The sequence below is a fragment of the Vibrio sp. NC2 genome (assembly GCF_025195005.1).
GTDB classification, from domain to species: domain Bacteria; phylum Pseudomonadota; class Gammaproteobacteria; order Enterobacterales; family Vibrionaceae; genus Vibrio; species Vibrio splendidus.
Window position 1 is genome coordinate 84,223 of sequence record NZ_JANVFC010000011.1, and the last position, 17,427, is coordinate 101,649.

The window sequence follows — 17,427 nt, forward strand, 5'->3', positions numbered from 1 at the left end:
AAATGGAAGCGGCACATCAAAATGTGCCGCAGATTTATAAGGGTATTTCCGAGGGTTACATTCGAGGTGGTGCGGTGCTGCCTCTAACGACTAATTTAGCTTCAAGCAGACGCGAACCTGCTTGCACATCGTTGCCCTTCAATAGATCAAGCATCATCAACATCGCTTGGCGTCCAATCTCATAGCGAGGCTGAGAAATAGTGGTTAGCGGTGGATCGCAGTATTGAGCGAATTGGATGTCATCGAAGCCAACAATCGATAGGTCTTGAGGAACGCGTAAACCTAGCTTCTTCGCTTCTTGAATCGCACCAATCGCCATCGCATCGTTATGACAGAAGATCGCTGTAGGTTGTTCAGGAAGTGCGAGTAATTGACGAACCGCTTGCGCACCCGCTTCAAAGGTGAAATCGCCCACAGTGCTGTAAGCTGGGTTCATTGATACTCCAGCGCGGCGCAATGCTTGTTGGTAGCCTTGTTGACGGAACTTACACAGGGTTGCAGTCGTTGGCCCAGAGATCTGAGCGATGCGCTTATGACCTAACTGAGCGAGGTAATTCACGGCTTCAAATGCAGAGGTTAGGTTGTCGATGTGAACCGTTGGCAGTTCAAGCTCAGGTGCGAATTCACACGCCATAACCATTGGCGGTAAATTCTTTTGCTCAGGCTTACTGACATCAAACGGATGATCAGTGCCAAGCAGTAGCATACCGTCTGCTTGTTTTGTGAAGACCAAGTTAACAAATGAAGACTCACGCTTCTTTTGTTGGCCACTGTCACCCAGTAGAACGAGGTAGTCATTCTCTACAGCGGCATCTTCGATACCACGAATGATTTCGGCGAAGTAAGGGTCACAGATATCAGGAACGATAGTGATGATGGTTTTTGATTCGTTGCGACGTAAATTTCTAGCTAATGTATTGGGTGAGTATCCAGCTTCAAGTACTGCTGTCTCAACTCGCTTACGAGTAGAAACCGAGACTTTTTCAGGGTTCATCAATGCACGTGATACCGTTGCCGTTGAGACGCCTGCTAGCTGGGCAACATCCTTCATTGTCGCCATAAATTAAACCCTCTTTTAAGTTCCTTTGTCGCCTAAGTATTTAAGGCGTGAATAATTAATACAATCGGATAGATATTATGAAAGTGTTGCTAACACTTTTTTTATTGCAATATTTTATTCGTTTCATCCGTGTAAAGTTACGGCTAGATTAACAAAAATCACATGACTAGTGTGAGGTTGCTCACGAGAAATATGAAATATTTGTGAACAAACTTATCATTAGTTTTAACCCAAGTAGGTTTAGCTCAAATCTTGCGGCTCAATATCGAGTGACCAACGGACTTTTTTCGCAGCAGGTAACATATTAATTGCCGGCTTGGCACTCATTAATAACTTCTGCATTAACGAACGAGTCTGAGTTTGTAGAATCAACTGCCAGCGTGATTTACCCGCTCGCTTGGCCAGTGGCGCTGGGGTGGGGCCTAGAACCATGCAATATTGGTCAAACAAGGGGTGCGATTCTAATGTATGACGAACCTGACGCAAGAACTCTTCCACCAAACGTGTGTCATTGGCTTCCGCTCTAAACAGAGTCATAAAGGTATAAGGTGGCAGCATCGCTTGTTTACGCTCGGCCAATGCGGTTTGGGCAAAGTGGTTATAGTCTTTGTGCAGCAACGCTTGTAACAAGCCATGTTCTGGATGGTGAGTTTGTAAGATAACCTCACCCGGCTTACTGGCACGGCCTGCTCGACCGGCAACTTGAGTAAACAGTTGAGCCAACCGTTCAGAGGCGCGGAAGTCACTACTATATAAAGAGGCGTCAACATCCAATAACGCCACAAGTGTCACGTCAGGAAAGTGGTGACCTTTAGCAAGCATCTGTGTACCGATAAGAATTTGGTATTCACCTTTACGAATCGACTCGAGCGCACTTTCTAAGCTGCCTTTGCGGCGGGTGCTGTCTCGGTCAATACGAATGGTTTTGTATTCAGGGAATAGCTGACCAAGTTGAGCCTCTAGCTGTTCGGTACCAACACCCACCGTCACTAAGTTCGCTGAACCACAACCTTGGCAATTGTGTACGATATGCTGCTGAGAACCACAGTGGTGGCAGCGCATCTCATTGCTGTATTGGTGATAGGTGTAGTAGGCATCACAACGCTTACATTCCGCTGTCCAACCACAATCGTGACACATCAGTGCTGGAGAGAACCCACGGCGGTTGAGAAACAACATCACTTGGTTGCCTGCTTTGAGGTGTCTTTGCATTTCAGCAATCAAAGAAGCAGACAAGCCACTTTCTAGATATTCACCCTTTACATCCAACACTTTATTGGTGGTCGGCAGCGCGACACCCGCACGTGAAGTCAGGGTGAGGTAACTGTATTTACCGATCTGAGCGTTGTGCAGCGTTTCAAAGGCCGGAGTCGCCGAGCCTAACACAACCGGGATCTGCGCTTTATGAGCACGCATGATCGCTACATCACGAGCGTGGTAGCGTAGGCTATCTTGCTGCTTATAAGAGGCGTCGTGCTCTTCATCGACAATGATAATTCCCAGATCAGCGAAGGGGGTGAACAGAGCCGAGCGCGTACCAATCACAATGCCCGCTATTTTGTCTCGCGCTGATAACCAAGCATTCAGTCGTTCAGAATCGTTTAATCCAGAGTGAATCACCTCAACAGGCACATTAAAACGACGCTTAAAGCGATTAATCGTTTGTGGAGTGAGGCCTATTTCCGGTACCAAGACTAATGCTTGTTTACCTTGCTCGAGAATCGGCTTGATCATATTCAGGTAGACTTCGGTTTTACCTGAGCCGGTAACCCCCTCTAGCAAGAAGCAACTAAAATCGGTTTGGCTATTTACTGTCGCAATAGCGATCGCTTGTTCAGCATTGAGCTTCGGCTTGTCTTGTTCGTTTTCAAGTTCAACTGGCCACGGTTGGCGCTTTGGCTTTTTCTCTACCGACTCAATCCAACCTTTCTCTTCCAACGTCTTAAGCACCGCGCTCCCGACTTCCTCATCAATGAATTCTTGATGAGGAACAGGGCCGTGCTCAAGCATGTGCATCACTTTGGCTTGCTTAACCGCACGACCAAAGCCTTGCATCAGTTGATCTCTGCCTGATGGGGTCAATTGCCACTCGACAAGCGTTGCGAAGTCGGCAGCTTTGCCTTTTCGTAAAGCGCTTGGTAGAGCATTAGCCAAGGTTTCACCCAGTGGATACTGATAGAACTGGCTGCACCATACCAAGAGTGAGTAGACCGATTCTGGCCAAACAGGTTGGTTGTCTAATAAGGCTTTAATGGGCTTGAGCTTGTCTAGCTCGAATTCAGATTCGTTAACCAGAGCTGTAACAATACCTGTTAAGGTTTGTCGTCCAAAAGGCACAGAGACTCGTCCACCAATAATCGGGAATAGGTGGTTAGGAATCTTGTAATCGAACTGCTTGTCTAGTGGAACAGGCAGTGCCACGCGGGCAATCATTGGACGCATAAAGGGACAGCTTTATCTGAGTTGACGAGAGCGAACAGTCTAATGGATAAGGGCGTTAAATTCGAGGAGCAGTTTGGATGAGAGTATCGAGTTAACACTGGAAGATAACGAGAGCCCGAAATCTCAGGCCGACAAAGGAAATAAAAGAGGCTATTGGTGAAAAATGTATCAAATCAGTTGATCCTGCCTTATAGATTCATTACTATACTGCGCCTTAAAGGTATGGCTTTATCGCAGTTTAGTGATGCAGCGGTGTCTTTATTTTATTTTTTAACTACGTGTGGTGTGCGGCTTAGAATCGTATAGCGACACGGCCTACTTGAGGTTATCCCATGAAAACTGGTATCCACCCAGAATACAAAGCAGTTTCTGCAACTTGTTCTTGCGGCAACACATTTGAGTTCAACTCAACGCTTGCAAAAGAATCTATCCACCTAGACGTATGTGACAAATGTCACCCATTCTACACTGGTAAGCAACGTATCGTAGATACTGGCGGCCGTGTTGATCGCTTCAACAAGCGTTTCGGTGCTCTTTCTAGCAAGAAGTAATTCTCGCTATTTAGACATAAAAAGGACACTTCGGTGTCCTTTTTTGTTGCCTGAAATTTAAGAAAACGCTGAATCTTATTCAGCCATCAACTTCTCGAAAACGACAGGCAACCCGCTTAAATTTTGTTTCATAACTTACACCCAACACTTCATTCTTGAAATCCGCTCGAAAGTTCAACAAGCGACAGTAATTTCAACTGCTCACTGGTCTTATTAGTAGTGAAATCTCGTTTTTTAATGAGACAGAGGCTTTAACCACCTAGGAACTTTGAAGTACATCTATTAACATGAACAAGATCCCCCAAATAATAATATCCTAGGAACCTACACCTATGTCTGAAGACAGCCGCCAAGATCAATCCTCTCAAGCGTTATCGCCTCAAGAACAATTCCGTCAGCAAGCTCTTGATTACCATGAGTTCCCAATTCCAGGCAAAATTGCCGTAGAACTGACGAAGCCTGCAAACTCTGCAGAAGACCTAGCACTTGCATACAGCCCAGGTGTGGCTGAGCCTGTTCGCGAGATCGCTCAGAACGTTGATAACGTTTATAAGTACACAGGTAAAGGTAACATGGTTGCAGTTATCTCTAACGGTACAGCGATTCTTGGCCTAGGTAACCTTGGCCCTATTGCTTCTAAACCTGTTATGGAAGGTAAAGCGCTACTGTTTAAGCGTTTTGCTGGTTTAGATTCTATCGATATTGAAGTAAAACACCGCACAATCGATGAGTTCGTTGATACGGTTGCGAATATCGCAGATACATTCGGCGGTATTAACCTAGAAGACATCAAAGCACCTGACTGTTTTGAGATTGAGCGTCGCCTGATTGAACGTTGTGATGTCCCTGTTTTCCATGATGACCAACACGGTACAGCGATTGTAACGGCTGCAGGTATGCTGAACGCGATTGAGCTTCAAGGTAAGAAGCTTGAAGAGTGTAAGATCGTTTGCTTGGGTGCTGGCGCAGCGGCGGTTGCTTGTATGGAACTGCTGATTAAGTGTGGCGCTCAGCGTGAGAAGATCTACATGCTTGACCGTAAAGGTGTAATCCACACTCGTCGTGAAGACTTGAATGAATACAAAGCGCTATTCGCAAATAATACGGACAAGCGCACGCTTGAAGATGTTATTGAAGGCGCTGACCTGTTCTTGGGCGTATCGGGTCCTAACCTGCTACCAGCTAAAGCACTCACGTTGATGGCTGATAAGCCTGTTGTGTTTGCATGTTCAAACCCAGATCCAGAGATCAAGCCAGAACTTGCTCATGAAGTTCGTTCTGACCTTATCATGGGTACAGGCCGTAGCGATTACCCGAACCAAGTAAACAACGTACTTTGTTTCCCATTCATTTTCCGTGGTGCGCTTGATGTGCGTGCGAGCGAAATCAATGATGAGATGAAGCTGGCTGCGGTTAAAGCGATTCGTGAACTAGCGAAAGAAGAAGTGCCAGCGGAAGTACTCGCCGCTGCCGGTGAGACTGCACTGGAGTTTGGTAAAGGCTACATCATTCCTAAGCCAATGGACCCACGTCTACTTCCTCGCGTAGCAAAAGCGGTTGCAGTAGCGGCCGTTGAATCTGGCGTAGCTCGTATTGAGATGCCTGCTAACTATATGGCTTAATGGCTTTAATGCCTTAATAATTTAATAATTTAATAGCTTAATAGCTTAATAGCTTAATAGCTTAATAACTTAATAGCTGTTGCTCTATTGAGCAAAAAAGAATAATAAAAAACCGACTCATAGGAGTCGGTTTTTTTATGTCTATCATTCACAGAGCAGCTACCGATAACGTAGTGGGTGATGTGACAAATAAGGTTCAGCTATAGCGAATCAATATTGAAGGCAGTGACTGAGTTGTTTTTATTCTTCGTCAAACGCTTCGAATTCGATACCCATCTCTGTCATCAGCTTTTTCACTTCAGTCGGGATGTCGTCTGGACGGTCTTTACGGAGATCTTCATCCGTTGGCAGTGGTTGGCCAGTGTACGCATGTAGAAAGGCTTCGCACAGTAGCTCACTGTTTGTTGCATGGCGTAGGTTATTAATCTGGCGGCGAGTGCGCTCGTCAGTAAGAACCTTTAACACTTTTAGAGGGATAGAAACTGTAATTTTTTTTACTTGTTCGCTTTTCTTTCCATGCTCAGCATATGGGCTTATGTATTCACCATTCCAGTCGGCCATTGCGTACCTTCATCACTTTAGTTGTTAGAATAAATTAATAGTGGTGATTTTAGCGGGATTTACTGCCATAAGCAAAGACATATAGACGTCCAGAAGTGTTGACGTCTCACATTTATGAAAGTAAAGTGAATAACATATATCTAACACAGCCGCAGAATGCCGACAAGCCGCTGTGATTCTCAGACGCAAAACTTGTAAGGAAGCACCTATGAGCAGCCGGAAGCCAGCAACAATCGCAGTACGTACTGGTATCGAGTCAGACACGCAACACCATGCCGTTGTCCCACCTATTTATCTTTCGACTAACTATGGGTTTCCCGCTTTTGGTGAAGTGCCAAAGTACGATTACACCCGTTCTGGTAACCCAAATCGTGGTTTATTAGAAACGGCATTGTTTGAGCTTGAGTCTGGCAAAGGTGCAGTGGTGACTAACTGCGGTACTTCGGCGCTTAATTTATGGGTTTCGGCTTTCTTAGGTGGCGATGATCTTATTATCGCTCCGCACGACTGCTACGGCGGTACTTACCGCCTGTTTAATACCCGCTCGTTAAAAGGTGACTTCAAAGTTTTGTTCGTTGATCAATCGGATCAAGCAGCGTTGGATGCGGCGATCGCGCTCAAGCCAAAGTTGATCTTAATAGAAACGCCATCGAACCCGTTAGTTCGTGTGGTTGATATTGCAGAGACTTGCCGTAAAGCGAAAGAGGTTGGTGCTCTGGTTGCTGTCGATAACACGTTTTTGACGCCTGTGTTCCAAAAGCCTTTAGAGCTGGGTGCTGATTTTGTTATCCACTCAACCACCAAATACATCAACGGACACTCAGATGTTATTGGTGGCGTTGTAGTGACGAAAACTGAAGAGCACGCTGAAGAGCTTGCATGGTGGGGCAACTGTATTGGTGCGACCGGCACACCATTTGATAGTTACATGACTCTACGTGGTATTCGCACGCTAGGTGCGCGTATGCGTGTTCACGAAGAGAGTTCACGTGAAATTCTGACGGCTCTGCAACAACAAGATCTGGTGGGCACTATTTACCACCCAAGCCTTCCTGAACACCCGGGTCACGAGATCGCGAAGAAACAACAGTTGGGCTTTGGTTCCATGTTGAGCTTTGAGTTTGCGGGCTCTTTTGAAGCACTTAAATATTTTGTAGATAAGTTAGAGCTATTTTCTTTGGCTGAATCACTGGGTGGGGTTGAAAGCCTGATTTGTCACCCTGCGTCGATGACTCACCGTGCGATGGGCGAAGAAGCATTGGCAGAAGCGGGTGTTTCTCAACAACTACTGCGCCTTTCTGTTGGCCTTGAAGATGCGGAAGACCTAATCGACGATCTCAAGCAAGCGTTTGAAAAAACACAACGCTTTATTGCTGAAGGGGAGGCTTAATAATGGCAACCTTTCGCCAGCTACATAAATTTGGTGGCAGCAGTTTAGCGAACCCTGAATGTTACCAACGCGTGGTCAACATTCTTAGAGAATATTCATCAGCGACGGATTTGGTGGTGGTATCGGCCGCAGGCAAAACAACCAACCGCTTAATTGAGTTTGTCGAAGCGCTCGACAAAGATGGTCGTATTGCTCATGAATGCCTGCAAACCCTTCGTCAGTTTCAACTTGAACTGATTGAGGCTCTGCTTGAAGGTGAAGCCGCCTCGCAACTAACGGCAACCATCCAACAAGAATTTACCGCTTTGGGTGAGCTAACGGCTCCCTTGAGTGAAGCACAAAAAGCACAAGTACTGGGTCATGGTGAGGTTTGGTCTTCACGTTTGTTGGCGACGTTGTTATGCCAGCATGACTTACAAGCGGTTGCTCAAGATGCGCGTGCTTTTTTACGTGCAGAAGCGGGTGCTCAACCTGAAGTTGACCGCGCACGCTCTTATCCTCTGATTAAAGAAGCCTTGGCGCAGCATGCACATTGCCGCGTGGTAATTACTGGCTTTATGGCTCAGAACTGCGAAGGCGAAACGGTGCTGCTTGGTCGTAACGGTTCGGATTACTCAGCAACCGTGATTGGTGCTCTGGCTGAAGTTGAACGCGTGACAATCTGGAGTGATGTGGCGGGCGTATACAGCGCAGACCCTCGTTTGGTTTCGGATGCGTGTTTGTTGCCTCTGCTTCGCCTTGATGAAGCGAGTGAACTCGCTCGTCTGGCGGCTCCAGTGCTCCATAGCCGAACGCTACAGCCTGTGGCTCAAAGTGCTATGGACTTAAGCTTACGCTGCAGCTACCAGCCGGAGGCGGGCTCTACACAGATAGAGCGAGTACTAGCATCGGGGCGTGGTGCAAAAATCATTACTTCTTTGGATGAAGTTCTTATCGTGCAACTGACTTTTGGTCACGGCCATGATTTCGACCGTCTGGAGAGTGAAGTCCTTGAAGGGCTTAAGCGTGCTCAATTAGAGCCGCTTGCTTATGAATTAGAACCCGATCAACACTGCTTGCGCCTTGCTTACACGGAAGAGATCGCTGGTGGTGCATTAGAATATCTACAAGATCACGCGATTGAAGCGGAAATTAAGCTTAAAGAAGGCTTCTCTCTGATTGCGGCGGTGGGTGCAGGTGTGACTAAGAACCCGAACCATTGCTACGGTTTCTATCAGCAGCTCAAGAGCTCGCCAGTTGAGTTTATCTCAGAAGCAAACTCAGGCTTAAGCTTGGTGGCTGTGATTCGTAAGAGTGAAACATCAAGCCTAGTGAAAGGCATTCACTCTCAGCTGTTCCAAGCGCAGAAGCGTGTTGCGATTGCTTTGTGTGGTAAGGGTAACATTGGTTCAAGTTGGTTAAGCCTGTTTGCTGAGCAAAAAGCGGAACTTGAAAAGCGTCGTGGAATGAACTTTGAATTGGTTGCGGTGGTTGATAGCCAAACTTATTGGTTCGACGATCAAGGCATTGATGCGACTTCTGTGAGCAAGCGCTTTGATGATGAAGCGATTGCCAACAATGGTAACGACTGGTTAGAGCGTTTGGGTTCTATTCAGGGTTACGATGAAGCGGTAGTACTCGATGTCACCGCAAGCCCTGTGCTTGCAGCAAAGTACCTGCAAATTGCACAACAAGGTATCCACCTGATCTCGGCTAACAAGGTGGCTGGCTCTGCATCAAGCGAGTATTACCATCAGGTACAAGATGCTTTCGCTAAGATCAGCCGTCACTGGCTGTACAACGCGACAGTGGGTGCTGGTTTACCTATCAACCACACTGTGCGAGACCTGCGTGAGAGCGGTGACGATATCATTGCTCTGTCTGGTATTTTCTCTGGCACTTTGTCTTGGTTGTTTCAACAGTTTGATGGCACGGTGCCATTCAGCGAGTTAGTCGACTTAGCGTGGCAACAAGGCCTGACTGAACCAGACCCAAGAGCTGACCTTGATGGCTCAGATGTCATGCGTAAGCTGGTGATTCTAGCGCGTGAATCGGGTTTGGATATCGAACCTGAAAACGTAAAAGTGGAATCGCTCGTACCTGCAGAGCTGCAAGAGCTATCAGTGGATGACTTCTTCGATAAAGCTTCTGTTCTAAGCGAAGAGTTGGCTGAGCGTTTGGAAAAAGCGCACTCTCAACAAAAGGTTCTGCGTTACGTAGCGCGTTTGGAGAAGAATGGTAAAGCAACCGTAGGTGTTGAAGCACTATCGAAAGAGCACGCACTGGCGAACTTACTGCCCTGTGATAATATCTTTGCGATTGAGAGCAAATGGTACAAAGATAATCCATTGGTGATCCGTGGCCCAGGTGCAGGACGTGAAGTCACAGCTGGTGCAATTCAATCTGACTTAAACAGAATGTCTAGCCTGTTTTGATTTTCAGATCGGTTGGTTTAGTGTCTAAATAGCATACTATTCACTAAGATAAATAAGGCTGAAAGCACGATGTGTTTGTCAGCCTTTTTTCTACATTATTTCTGCTTTGCGACCCATCTAACGACTTGAGTTTTACTCACGATCTACTTGAGAAAAATTCATAATGGATCTGTTGACATTAAATCGTATTCAATACATTCTACAGACATATAGACGTCTAAACGTCGTTTAAGGATTTGAGTTTTAGTGGTTGCTTTTGCCACAGGGAGAGTAAGATGGGATACACACACGCTAGTCATATCGACGCTTTAAATCAGAATATCGCTGAGCTTTCTGACAACATCAATGTGTCATTTGAGTTTTTTCCACCAAGCAGTGAGAAGATGGAAGAGACCTTGTGGAACTCTGTTCACCGTCTTAAAACACTTCAACCAAAATTTGTATCGGTAACTTACGGTGCAAACTCGGGTGAACGTGACCGTACCCACTCAATCATTAAAGAAATTAAGAACCAAACTGGCCTAGTGGCAGCACCACACCTCACATGTATTGATGCGAGCCGTGAAGAGTTGATTCAAATTGCTGACGACTACTGGGCAAATGGTATTGAAAGCATTGTTGCGTTGCGTGGTGACATTCCAGCAGGCGGCGGTGCGCCAGAGATGTACGCGTCTGATTTAGTCGAGCTGCTTAAATCTCGCCACGATTTTGATATCTCAGTAGCGGCATTCCCTGAGGTTCACCCTGAAGCAAAAAGCGCTCAATCTGATCTAATTAACCTAAAGCGTAAAGTAGATGCCGGTGCTAACCGTGCTATCACTCAGTTCTTCTTCGATGTAGAAAGCTACCTACGCTTTCGTGACCGTTGTGTGGCGGCTGGTGTGGATGTTGAGATTGTTCCGGGCATCTTACCTGTTTCTAACTTCAAACAAGCGTCTCGTTTCGCTGCGATGAATAACGTAAAAGTACCGGGCTGGATGGCGAAGCAATTCGAAGGTTTGGATGATGATCCAACGACTCGCCAGTTAGTCGGTGCGAGCCAAGCGATCGATATGGTTCGTACGCTGAGCCGTGAAGGTGTGAAAGACTTCCACTTCTACACGCTAAACCGTGCAGAAATGACCTACGCACTTTGCCATACTCTAGGTGTTCGCCCACAAGTTGCTGCGCTGTAATTAAGCTTCAGCCTTGTTAAAGCGCTATTTGCTGTAAATCTCAAATCCGATAGATACAAAAAAGGCTTGGACTCTAAGAGTTCAAGCCTTTTGCTTTTCTAGCTTAACTTAAGCAAGAGCACCAAGTTCAAGCAGTACTTCGTCCGCCCATACAATCCATGCTTCACGGATAAGTAGGTTACGACGAAGCGTTAAACGCTCTAGGCGTGCTTGCTTGTCTAGTGTAGATGGCGTTGCGTAGTAAGCCGCTTCGATTTCTTTGTAGTGAGAAACCAGTTTGCGAGACTCTTCAACTAGCTCAGCAAGTTGTACACGGTAAGCGTCAGCAGGCTGTACAGCACAAGCCATTAGCTTAGCTGAGAACTCGTCACGAACGGTTGGGTGTGCAGTTGGTTGTTCAAACCATTCACCTAGCGCGCCACGGCCTGCGTCAGTGATAGAGTAAACTTTACGATCAGGTTTGCCTTCTTGAGGCTCAAGCACGCAAGTTACCTGGTCGTTCTGAGCCATTTTATTTAGCTCGCGGTAAACTTGTTGGTGGCTAGCTTTCCAGAAGTAACCAATGCTTGAAGAGAATTCTTTTGTGATATCGTAACCAGTAGCATCGCGTGTACTTAAAACGGTTAGAATTACGTGTGGTAATGACATGTCTGAAATCCAAATGGTAAACAGTAAACAAATACTTAGACAACAAGTGTGCTTCTAATGGCACGTTATATTGGTTATGTCTAAGTAGCACCAACTCGGCGGTTGGTTATGTCACCTTACAAAGCCGTTTATCACCTAGGTTGACCAGTTTATAGGTCAAGTTGCTGCAGATTATTTTTTTGGAGTGTTTCCGCAGCGGAGCAGTAGTATATCTAAATAATAAGCATAAAGTAGAATACATGGACAAAATAACCCAAAAAACTGACAAAATACTTACTAGTGGTTATCTGGTGAAATAAAAAGGCCGCACATGGCGACCTTTTGTTCTTTTTGTAGATGTAAATGCTGATTAAGTTATAGTAGGAATCACTAATTAACCAGTATTTCGCATACCTGCTGCAATACCTGCAATCGTCACCATTAGTGCTTCTTCTAGCTCTGCTGGTGGTGTTTCACACTTACGAGTACGGTAAAGCAGTTCCGCTTGAAGCATGTTTAGTGGCTCAACATAGATGTTACGTAGACGAATTGACTCAAGTCCCCAAGGGTCACTCTGCATCAGGTTCTCGTTGTTCTCTACATTTAGTACCGCTTTGATGTCTTTTTGTAGCTGTTCACGCAGTAACTCACCTAACGGCAGCAGTTCTTTATCAACAAGGCGTTGGTCGTAGTACTTCGCAATTTCCATGTTGCACTTCGAGTAAACCATTTCCAGCATACCTAGACGAGTAGAAAAGAATGGCCATTCGCGACACATCTCTTCAAGTAGCGCTTGATGGCCTTGATCTACGGAGTATTGGATTGCTTCACCTGCACCTAACCATGCTGGAAGTACCAAACGGTTTTGGCTCCAAGAGAAGATCCATGGAATCGCACGTAGGCTTTCTACGCCACCGTTCGGGTTACGTTTCGCTGGGCGAGAACCGAGTGGCAGTTTGCCGAGCTCTAGCTCAGGTGTCGCTTGACGGAAGTAAGGTACAAATTTCTCTTCGCCACGAACTACGTTGCGGTAAGCCTCACAAGAAACTTGAGAAAGCACTTCCATTAGGTCGCGCCACTCTTGCTTTGGTTCAGGTGGCGGTAGAAGGTTCGCTTCTAGAATCGCACTTGCGTATAGGTTGAAACTGTTTACGGCAACATCTGGCAAGCCAAGTTTAAAGCGGATCATTTCGCCTTGCTCTGTTACACGTAAGCCGCCTTTCAAGCTCTTAGGTGGTTGAGAAAGTAGGGCTGCGTGCGCTGGAGCACCACCACGACCAACCGTACCACCACGACCGTGGAATAGAGTCAGTTCAATGCCTTCTTCTTCACAAACCTTAACCAGCTTGTCCATTGCGTCGTATTGCGCCCAACCTGCAGACATTACGCCAGCATCTTTTGCTGAGTCAGAATATCCGATCATCACCATTTGGTGGTTCTGGATAAAGCCACGGTACAAATCGATGCTCATTAGCTGTTTCATTACTGCTTCTGAGTTGTTCAAGTCGTCCAGCGTTTCGAACAATGGACATACGTCCATGCGGTACGGGCAACCACATTCTTGCAGCAGCAAGTGAACAGCCAGCACATCCGATGCTGTACGAGCCATAGAAATTACGTAAGCACCGAAGGCTTCACGAGGTTGAGCAGCAACCACTTTACAGGTGTCTAAAACCTCTTTGACCTGTTCAGAAGGTTCCCAATCGCGTGGTAGCAGTGGGCGTTTTGAGCTTAATTCATTGGTTAAGAAAGCAATCTTGTCTTGCTCGCTCCACTGGTCGTAATCGCCAATGCCTAGGTAGCGAGTCAGTTCAGATAGGACATCTGAGTGACGTGTACTTTCTTGACGAACATCGAGACGAACTAAATGCACACCGAATGCTTTTAGGCGACGTAGGGTATCAAGCAGAGAACCATCCGCGATTACGCCCATGCCACATTCGTGCAGCGATTGGTAACACGCGTAAAGTGGTGTCCAAAGTTGGTCGATGTTCTGCAGTGTTTCTTTCTTCGGTACTTCAGCATCATGCAGTTTTGCATCAAGCACTTCTAGCGTGTTGTTCAGCAGAGTGCGTAAGCTCTTAAGGATTGCACGGTAAGCCTCGTGCTCATCGCCAGCCAATTCACGAACGGCATCATTACACTTCGTCATCGACAGTTCAGTAATCAGCTCGTTCACGTCACCTAGGTACAGATCAGCGGCTTTCCAGCGAGATAGGCGCAGTACTTCTTTGGTGATGGTGTGCGTTACGAATGGGTTACCATCGCGGTCGCCACCCATCCAAGATGAGAAGTGAACTGGGCGTGCATCGATTGGTAGGCCTTCACCAAGGTAACCTTTTAGTCGGCCATCCATATCACGTAGGAAATCAGGCACGGCTTCCCAAAGCGAGTTTTCTACAACCGCAAAGCCCCACTTAGCTTCATCAAGTGGTGTCGGGCGTTGCTGACGAATCACATCAGAGTGCCAACCTTGAGCGATAAGCTGCTCTAGGCGACGTTCGGTTTTCACGCGTTCTTTGTGTGATAGGTCGCTTAATTCTAATTTAGACAGACACTCGTTGATCTTAACCAGCTTGTTGATCATGGTTCGACGAGTGATTTCTGTTGGGTGAGCGGTCAAAACGAGTTCAATGTTCAGGTCGCGAACGGCTTGAGCCGCGTCTAGCTTGCTGATGTCATTTTGATTTAGTTTAGAAAATAGAGATTGCAGCACGTCTGGTTCACAAACATGCTCCTCACAGTGGCGAGAGATGGTGTGGTATTGCTCTGCCATGTTGGTGAGGTTGAGAAATTGGTTAAATGCACGAGCAACAGGAGTGAGTTGTTCGTTCGGCAGGTTTTTGATTTCTTCAACTAGGCTGTCACGGTCAGCTTTGTTGCCTGCGCGGGCGGATTTGGAAAGTTTACGGATAGTCTCCACTTTCTCTAAGATAACGTCACCATGTGCATCTTGGATTGTGTTACCTAGCAAGCGTCCCAGCATGCTTACGTTACTCTTGAGAGCGGCGTATTTCTCGTTCATTGTCATCCTGCCTCGTAAAAAAATTACATCCATTGTTCCTTGTTAAGTACACAATCTAGCGAAAAGTGCTGTATCTAGTCAAATAAAGCATTCTAAGTTTGCAATTATTAGGTTTAAAAATGCGGGAGAAGTAAATTTTTCAAAACTTAGAGAAAAAGTGAAATTTAATTACAAGATCAGGCTGTGTCAGGGATAACAGAATAAAAGCCACCTTTTTGGGTGGCTCATATACGAAAATATTGGAAGGGAAGTAATAACTAAAAACAATATTTACGGATCGATTTACTCAGAACATCAATTGTTGGGTCAATAAAATCGAAGCTTAAGAACTCATCCGGTTGGTGAGCTTGGTCAATTGAGCCTGGACCTAACACCAAGGTTGGACATAACTCTTGAAGGAAAGGTGCTTCAGTACAGTAGTTCACGGTTTGCGATTCAATCTCACAAACTGATTCCATGCCACCGACAAATGGATGGTCGTGCTGGCACTCATAGCCTGGGATTGGCTCATGCAGGGGAGTAATTTCAATTCTGCCCGGCCATTTTGCTTCCACTTCTTTAAGTGCGCTGCGCAGCATGTTATCTAAGCCATCTAAGCTAATACCGGGCAAAGGACGAACGTCATAGTGTAGTTCACAGCAGCCACAGATACGGTTAGCGCTATCTCCTCCGTGAATATGCCCAAGATTTAGAGTAGGGCTTGGAATTGCAAAACCTGGGTGATGGTACTCTTTGACTAGCTTGTCACGCAGCTGCATTAAAGCAAACAGCACTTCATGCATGATCTCAATGGCGTTGACGCCTAATGCTGGATCAGAAGAGTGGCCTGATTTACCGGTTACTCGTACTGCGTTGGCGACATGACCTTTATGACCACGAATCGGCACGAGGCTGGTTGGCTCACCAATGATGCAGTAGTCCGGTTTAAATGGCGCATTCTCAGTGAAGTGACGCGCACCCAACATAGTGGTTTCTTCATCACAGGTTGCTAATACATAAAGCGGCTTGGTCTGTTTGCTCCAATCCATCTTCTTCGCAGCTTCATAAACGAAAGCGAAAAAGCCTTTCATATCGGCGGTGCCTAATCCGTAGAAGCGGTTGTTGTGTTCTGTTAGTGCGTGAGGATCGAAATTCCAACGTCCTTCATCGAATGGCACCGTATCGCTGTGTCCTGCAAGCAGTAAGCCCCCTTCGCCAGAACCCATCTTTGCGACCATATTATGCTTGCCGGGTTCGACCTCTACCACCTCAACACTAAAGCCTACGTCTTTAAACCATTGAGCCATTTTTTCGATCACTTTCTCGTTGCCATGATCCCAGCTTGGATCGGTTGAGCTAATGGAGTCGGTGGAAATTAGGCCTTTATAGACCTCAAGAAAACTCGGTAATTGCATAATAACTTCACTTCTACTATTGACAGGAAAACCATAAGTCGGTAAAACACATATTAAATCATATTTAATGCATAAGAAATCAAATAAAGCTAAAAATTAAGTATGAATAGTCAAATTTGAAATGTAACTTACCTCAAGAATGGATGTGTTGAGATGTTGAAAACCACGATCATTGGCGCAAGCGGCTACACAGGAGCAGAACTGGCTCTAATGATAAACAGACACCCTGAGCTCACGCTATCAGGTTTATATGTCTCAGCCAATAGTGTAGACGCGGGCAAACCTATCGCGGCACTGCACGGTAAGTTAGCTGGCCTGATTGATATGCCAGTGCAACCTTTAACAAATCCGGAAGAAGTGGCTAAACAGTCTGATGTGATTTTCTTAGCCACTGCACACGAGGTAAGTCACGACCTAGCGCCAATCTTCCTTGAGAACGATTGCCAAGTGTTCGACCTATCGGGTGCATTCAGAGTTAAAGGCGAAAACTTCTATCAAGAGTTTTACGGTTTTGAACATCAACACGAACAATGGCTAGACAAAGCGGCTTACGGTTTAGCTGAATGGAACGAACAAGAAATCAAAGAGGCTCAACTTGTCGCCGTCGCGGGTTGTTACCCAACGGCATCACAACTGGCGATTAAGCCTTTGGTTGAAGCGAAGCTACTGGATGAGAATCAATGGCCGGTGATTAACGCGACCAGTGGTGTCACTGGAGCAGGCCGCAAGGCGAGTATGGTCAACAGCTTCTGCGAAGTAAGCCTGCAAGCTTATGGTGTATTCAACCACCGTCATCAACCTGAAATGGCTGCACATCTAGGATGTGATGTGATTTTCACCCCGCACCTAGGCAACTTTAAGCGTGGCATTTTAGCGACCATTACCATGAAACTGGCTGACGGTGTGACAGAACAACAGATACAAGAGGCCTTCGAGCAAGCTTATCAAGGTAAACCAGCCGTGAGATTACTCGAAGAGACATTGCCAAGAATTCAAGATGTAGAACAAACACCTTTCTGCGATTTAGGCTGGAAGGTACAAGGTCAGCACATCATCGTTGTTTCAGCGATTGATAACTTATTAAAGGGTGCATCTAGTCAAGCGATGCAGTGTTTAAATTTACGTTATGGTTTTGCACCATTAACTGCGTTAGTGTAAGGAAATCT

The 17,427-nt window shown here is 46.2% G+C and carries 12 protein-coding genes; 6 read left to right on the forward strand and 6 right to left on the reverse strand.

The window, feature by feature from the left end:
* Positions 1-55: 55 nt before the first annotated feature.
* The gene (gene cytR / locus NX845_RS15020; protein ID WP_004729690.1) at positions 56-1,060 is read right to left on the reverse strand and encodes a DNA-binding transcriptional regulator CytR; all 1,005 of its coding nucleotides are present in this window, start codon (positions 1,058-1,060) and stop codon (positions 56-58) included.
* A 240-nt stretch (positions 1,061-1,300) separates the two neighbouring features.
* A complete protein-coding gene (gene priA, locus NX845_RS15025; protein WP_017083806.1) occupies positions 1,301-3,502 on the reverse strand; it encodes a primosomal protein N' in 2,202 nt (733 codons plus the stop codon).
* Positions 3,503-3,834: 332 nt separating this feature from the next.
* Between priA and rpmE the strand changes: the two genes are divergently transcribed.
* Both rpmE and NX845_RS15035 read left to right on the forward strand, forming a co-directional pair.
* On the forward strand, positions 3,835-4,053 hold the full coding sequence (rpmE, locus tag NX845_RS15030) for a 50S ribosomal protein L31 (RefSeq protein WP_004729688.1): 219 nt from the start codon (positions 3,835-3,837) through the stop codon (positions 4,051-4,053).
* A 332-nt stretch (positions 4,054-4,385) separates the two neighbouring features.
* Complete coding sequence (locus NX845_RS15035; RefSeq protein WP_004729687.1) at positions 4,386-5,675, forward strand: malic enzyme-like NAD(P)-binding protein; 1,290 nt, start codon at positions 4,386-4,388, stop codon at positions 5,673-5,675.
* A gap of 240 nt (positions 5,676-5,915) precedes the next feature.
* Here NX845_RS15035 and metJ read toward each other — a convergent pair whose 3' ends face one another.
* Entirely contained in the window at positions 5,916-6,236 is a 321-nt protein-coding gene (gene metJ, locus NX845_RS15040; RefSeq protein WP_004729686.1) for a met regulon transcriptional regulator MetJ, read from the reverse strand.
* A 208-nt stretch (positions 6,237-6,444) separates the two neighbouring features.
* Here metJ and NX845_RS15045 point away from each other — a divergent pair, with 208 nt between their 5' ends.
* From NX845_RS15045 to metF, 3 genes are all read left to right on the forward strand, one after another.
* Positions 6,445-7,626, forward strand: coding sequence for an O-succinylhomoserine (thiol)-lyase (locus NX845_RS15045; protein ID WP_029224093.1), 1,182 nt, complete (start codon positions 6,445-6,447; stop codon positions 7,624-7,626).
* 2 nt (positions 7,627-7,628) lie between these two features.
* The gene (locus tag NX845_RS15050; RefSeq protein ID WP_102449838.1) at positions 7,629-10,040 is read left to right on the forward strand and encodes a bifunctional aspartate kinase/homoserine dehydrogenase II; all 2,412 of its coding nucleotides are present in this window, start codon (positions 7,629-7,631) and stop codon (positions 10,038-10,040) included.
* 275 nt (positions 10,041-10,315) lie between these two features.
* On the forward strand, positions 10,316-11,215 hold the full coding sequence (gene metF / locus NX845_RS15055) for a methylenetetrahydrofolate reductase (protein ID WP_004729683.1): 900 nt from the start codon (positions 10,316-10,318) through the stop codon (positions 11,213-11,215).
* A gap of 108 nt (positions 11,216-11,323) precedes the next feature.
* Here the strand turns inward: metF and NX845_RS15060 are convergent, their stop codons facing one another.
* The 3 genes from NX845_RS15060 to argE form a co-directional block, all read right to left on the reverse strand.
* On the reverse strand, positions 11,324-11,863 hold the full coding sequence (locus NX845_RS15060) for a PadR family transcriptional regulator (protein WP_004729682.1): 540 nt from the start codon (positions 11,861-11,863) through the stop codon (positions 11,324-11,326).
* A gap of 373 nt (positions 11,864-12,236) precedes the next feature.
* Positions 12,237-14,873 (reverse strand): phosphoenolpyruvate carboxylase, encoded by a 2,637-nt coding sequence (gene ppc / locus NX845_RS15065; protein ID WP_017077604.1) that lies wholly within the window; start codon positions 14,871-14,873, stop codon positions 12,237-12,239.
* Between the two features lie 251 nt (positions 14,874-15,124).
* The gene (gene argE / locus NX845_RS15070; RefSeq protein ID WP_260256967.1) at positions 15,125-16,261 is read right to left on the reverse strand and encodes an acetylornithine deacetylase; all 1,137 of its coding nucleotides are present in this window, start codon (positions 16,259-16,261) and stop codon (positions 15,125-15,127) included.
* Between the two features lie 153 nt (positions 16,262-16,414).
* Here argE and argC point away from each other — a divergent pair, with 153 nt between their 5' ends.
* A complete protein-coding gene (gene argC, locus NX845_RS15075; RefSeq protein ID WP_017077605.1) occupies positions 16,415-17,419 on the forward strand; it encodes an N-acetyl-gamma-glutamyl-phosphate reductase in 1,005 nt (334 codons plus the stop codon).
* Positions 17,420-17,427 lie beyond the last annotated feature (8 nt).

Bases quoted from the DNA above. Each gene is read 5' to 3' on its own strand.
- argE (WP_260256967.1), bottom strand. From the start codon at position 16,261: ATGCAATTACCGAGTTTTCTTGAGGTCTATAAAGGCCTAATTTCCACC.
- metJ (WP_004729686.1), bottom strand. From the start codon at position 6,236: ATGGCCGACTGGAATGGTGAATACATAAGCCCATATGCTGAGCATGGA.
- ppc (WP_017077604.1), bottom strand. From the start codon at position 14,873: ATGACAATGAACGAGAAATACGCCGCTCTCAAGAGTAACGTAAGCATG.
- cytR (WP_004729690.1), bottom strand. From the start codon at position 1,060: ATGGCGACAATGAAGGATGTTGCCCAGCTAGCAGGCGTCTCAACGGCA.
- rpmE (WP_004729688.1), top strand. From the start codon at position 3,835: ATGAAAACTGGTATCCACCCAGAATACAAAGCAGTTTCTGCAACTTGT.
- NX845_RS15035 (WP_004729687.1), top strand. From the start codon at position 4,386: ATGTCTGAAGACAGCCGCCAAGATCAATCCTCTCAAGCGTTATCGCCT.
- priA (WP_017083806.1), bottom strand. From the start codon at position 3,502: ATGCGTCCAATGATTGCCCGCGTGGCACTGCCTGTTCCACTAGACAAG.
- NX845_RS15045 (WP_029224093.1), top strand. From the start codon at position 6,445: ATGAGCAGCCGGAAGCCAGCAACAATCGCAGTACGTACTGGTATCGAG.
- metF (WP_004729683.1), top strand. From the start codon at position 10,316: ATGGGATACACACACGCTAGTCATATCGACGCTTTAAATCAGAATATC.
- NX845_RS15050 (WP_102449838.1), top strand. From the start codon at position 7,629: ATGGCAACCTTTCGCCAGCTACATAAATTTGGTGGCAGCAGTTTAGCG.
- NX845_RS15060 (WP_004729682.1), bottom strand. From the start codon at position 11,863: ATGTCATTACCACACGTAATTCTAACCGTTTTAAGTACACGCGATGCT.
- argC (WP_017077605.1), top strand. From the start codon at position 16,415: ATGTTGAAAACCACGATCATTGGCGCAAGCGGCTACACAGGAGCAGAA.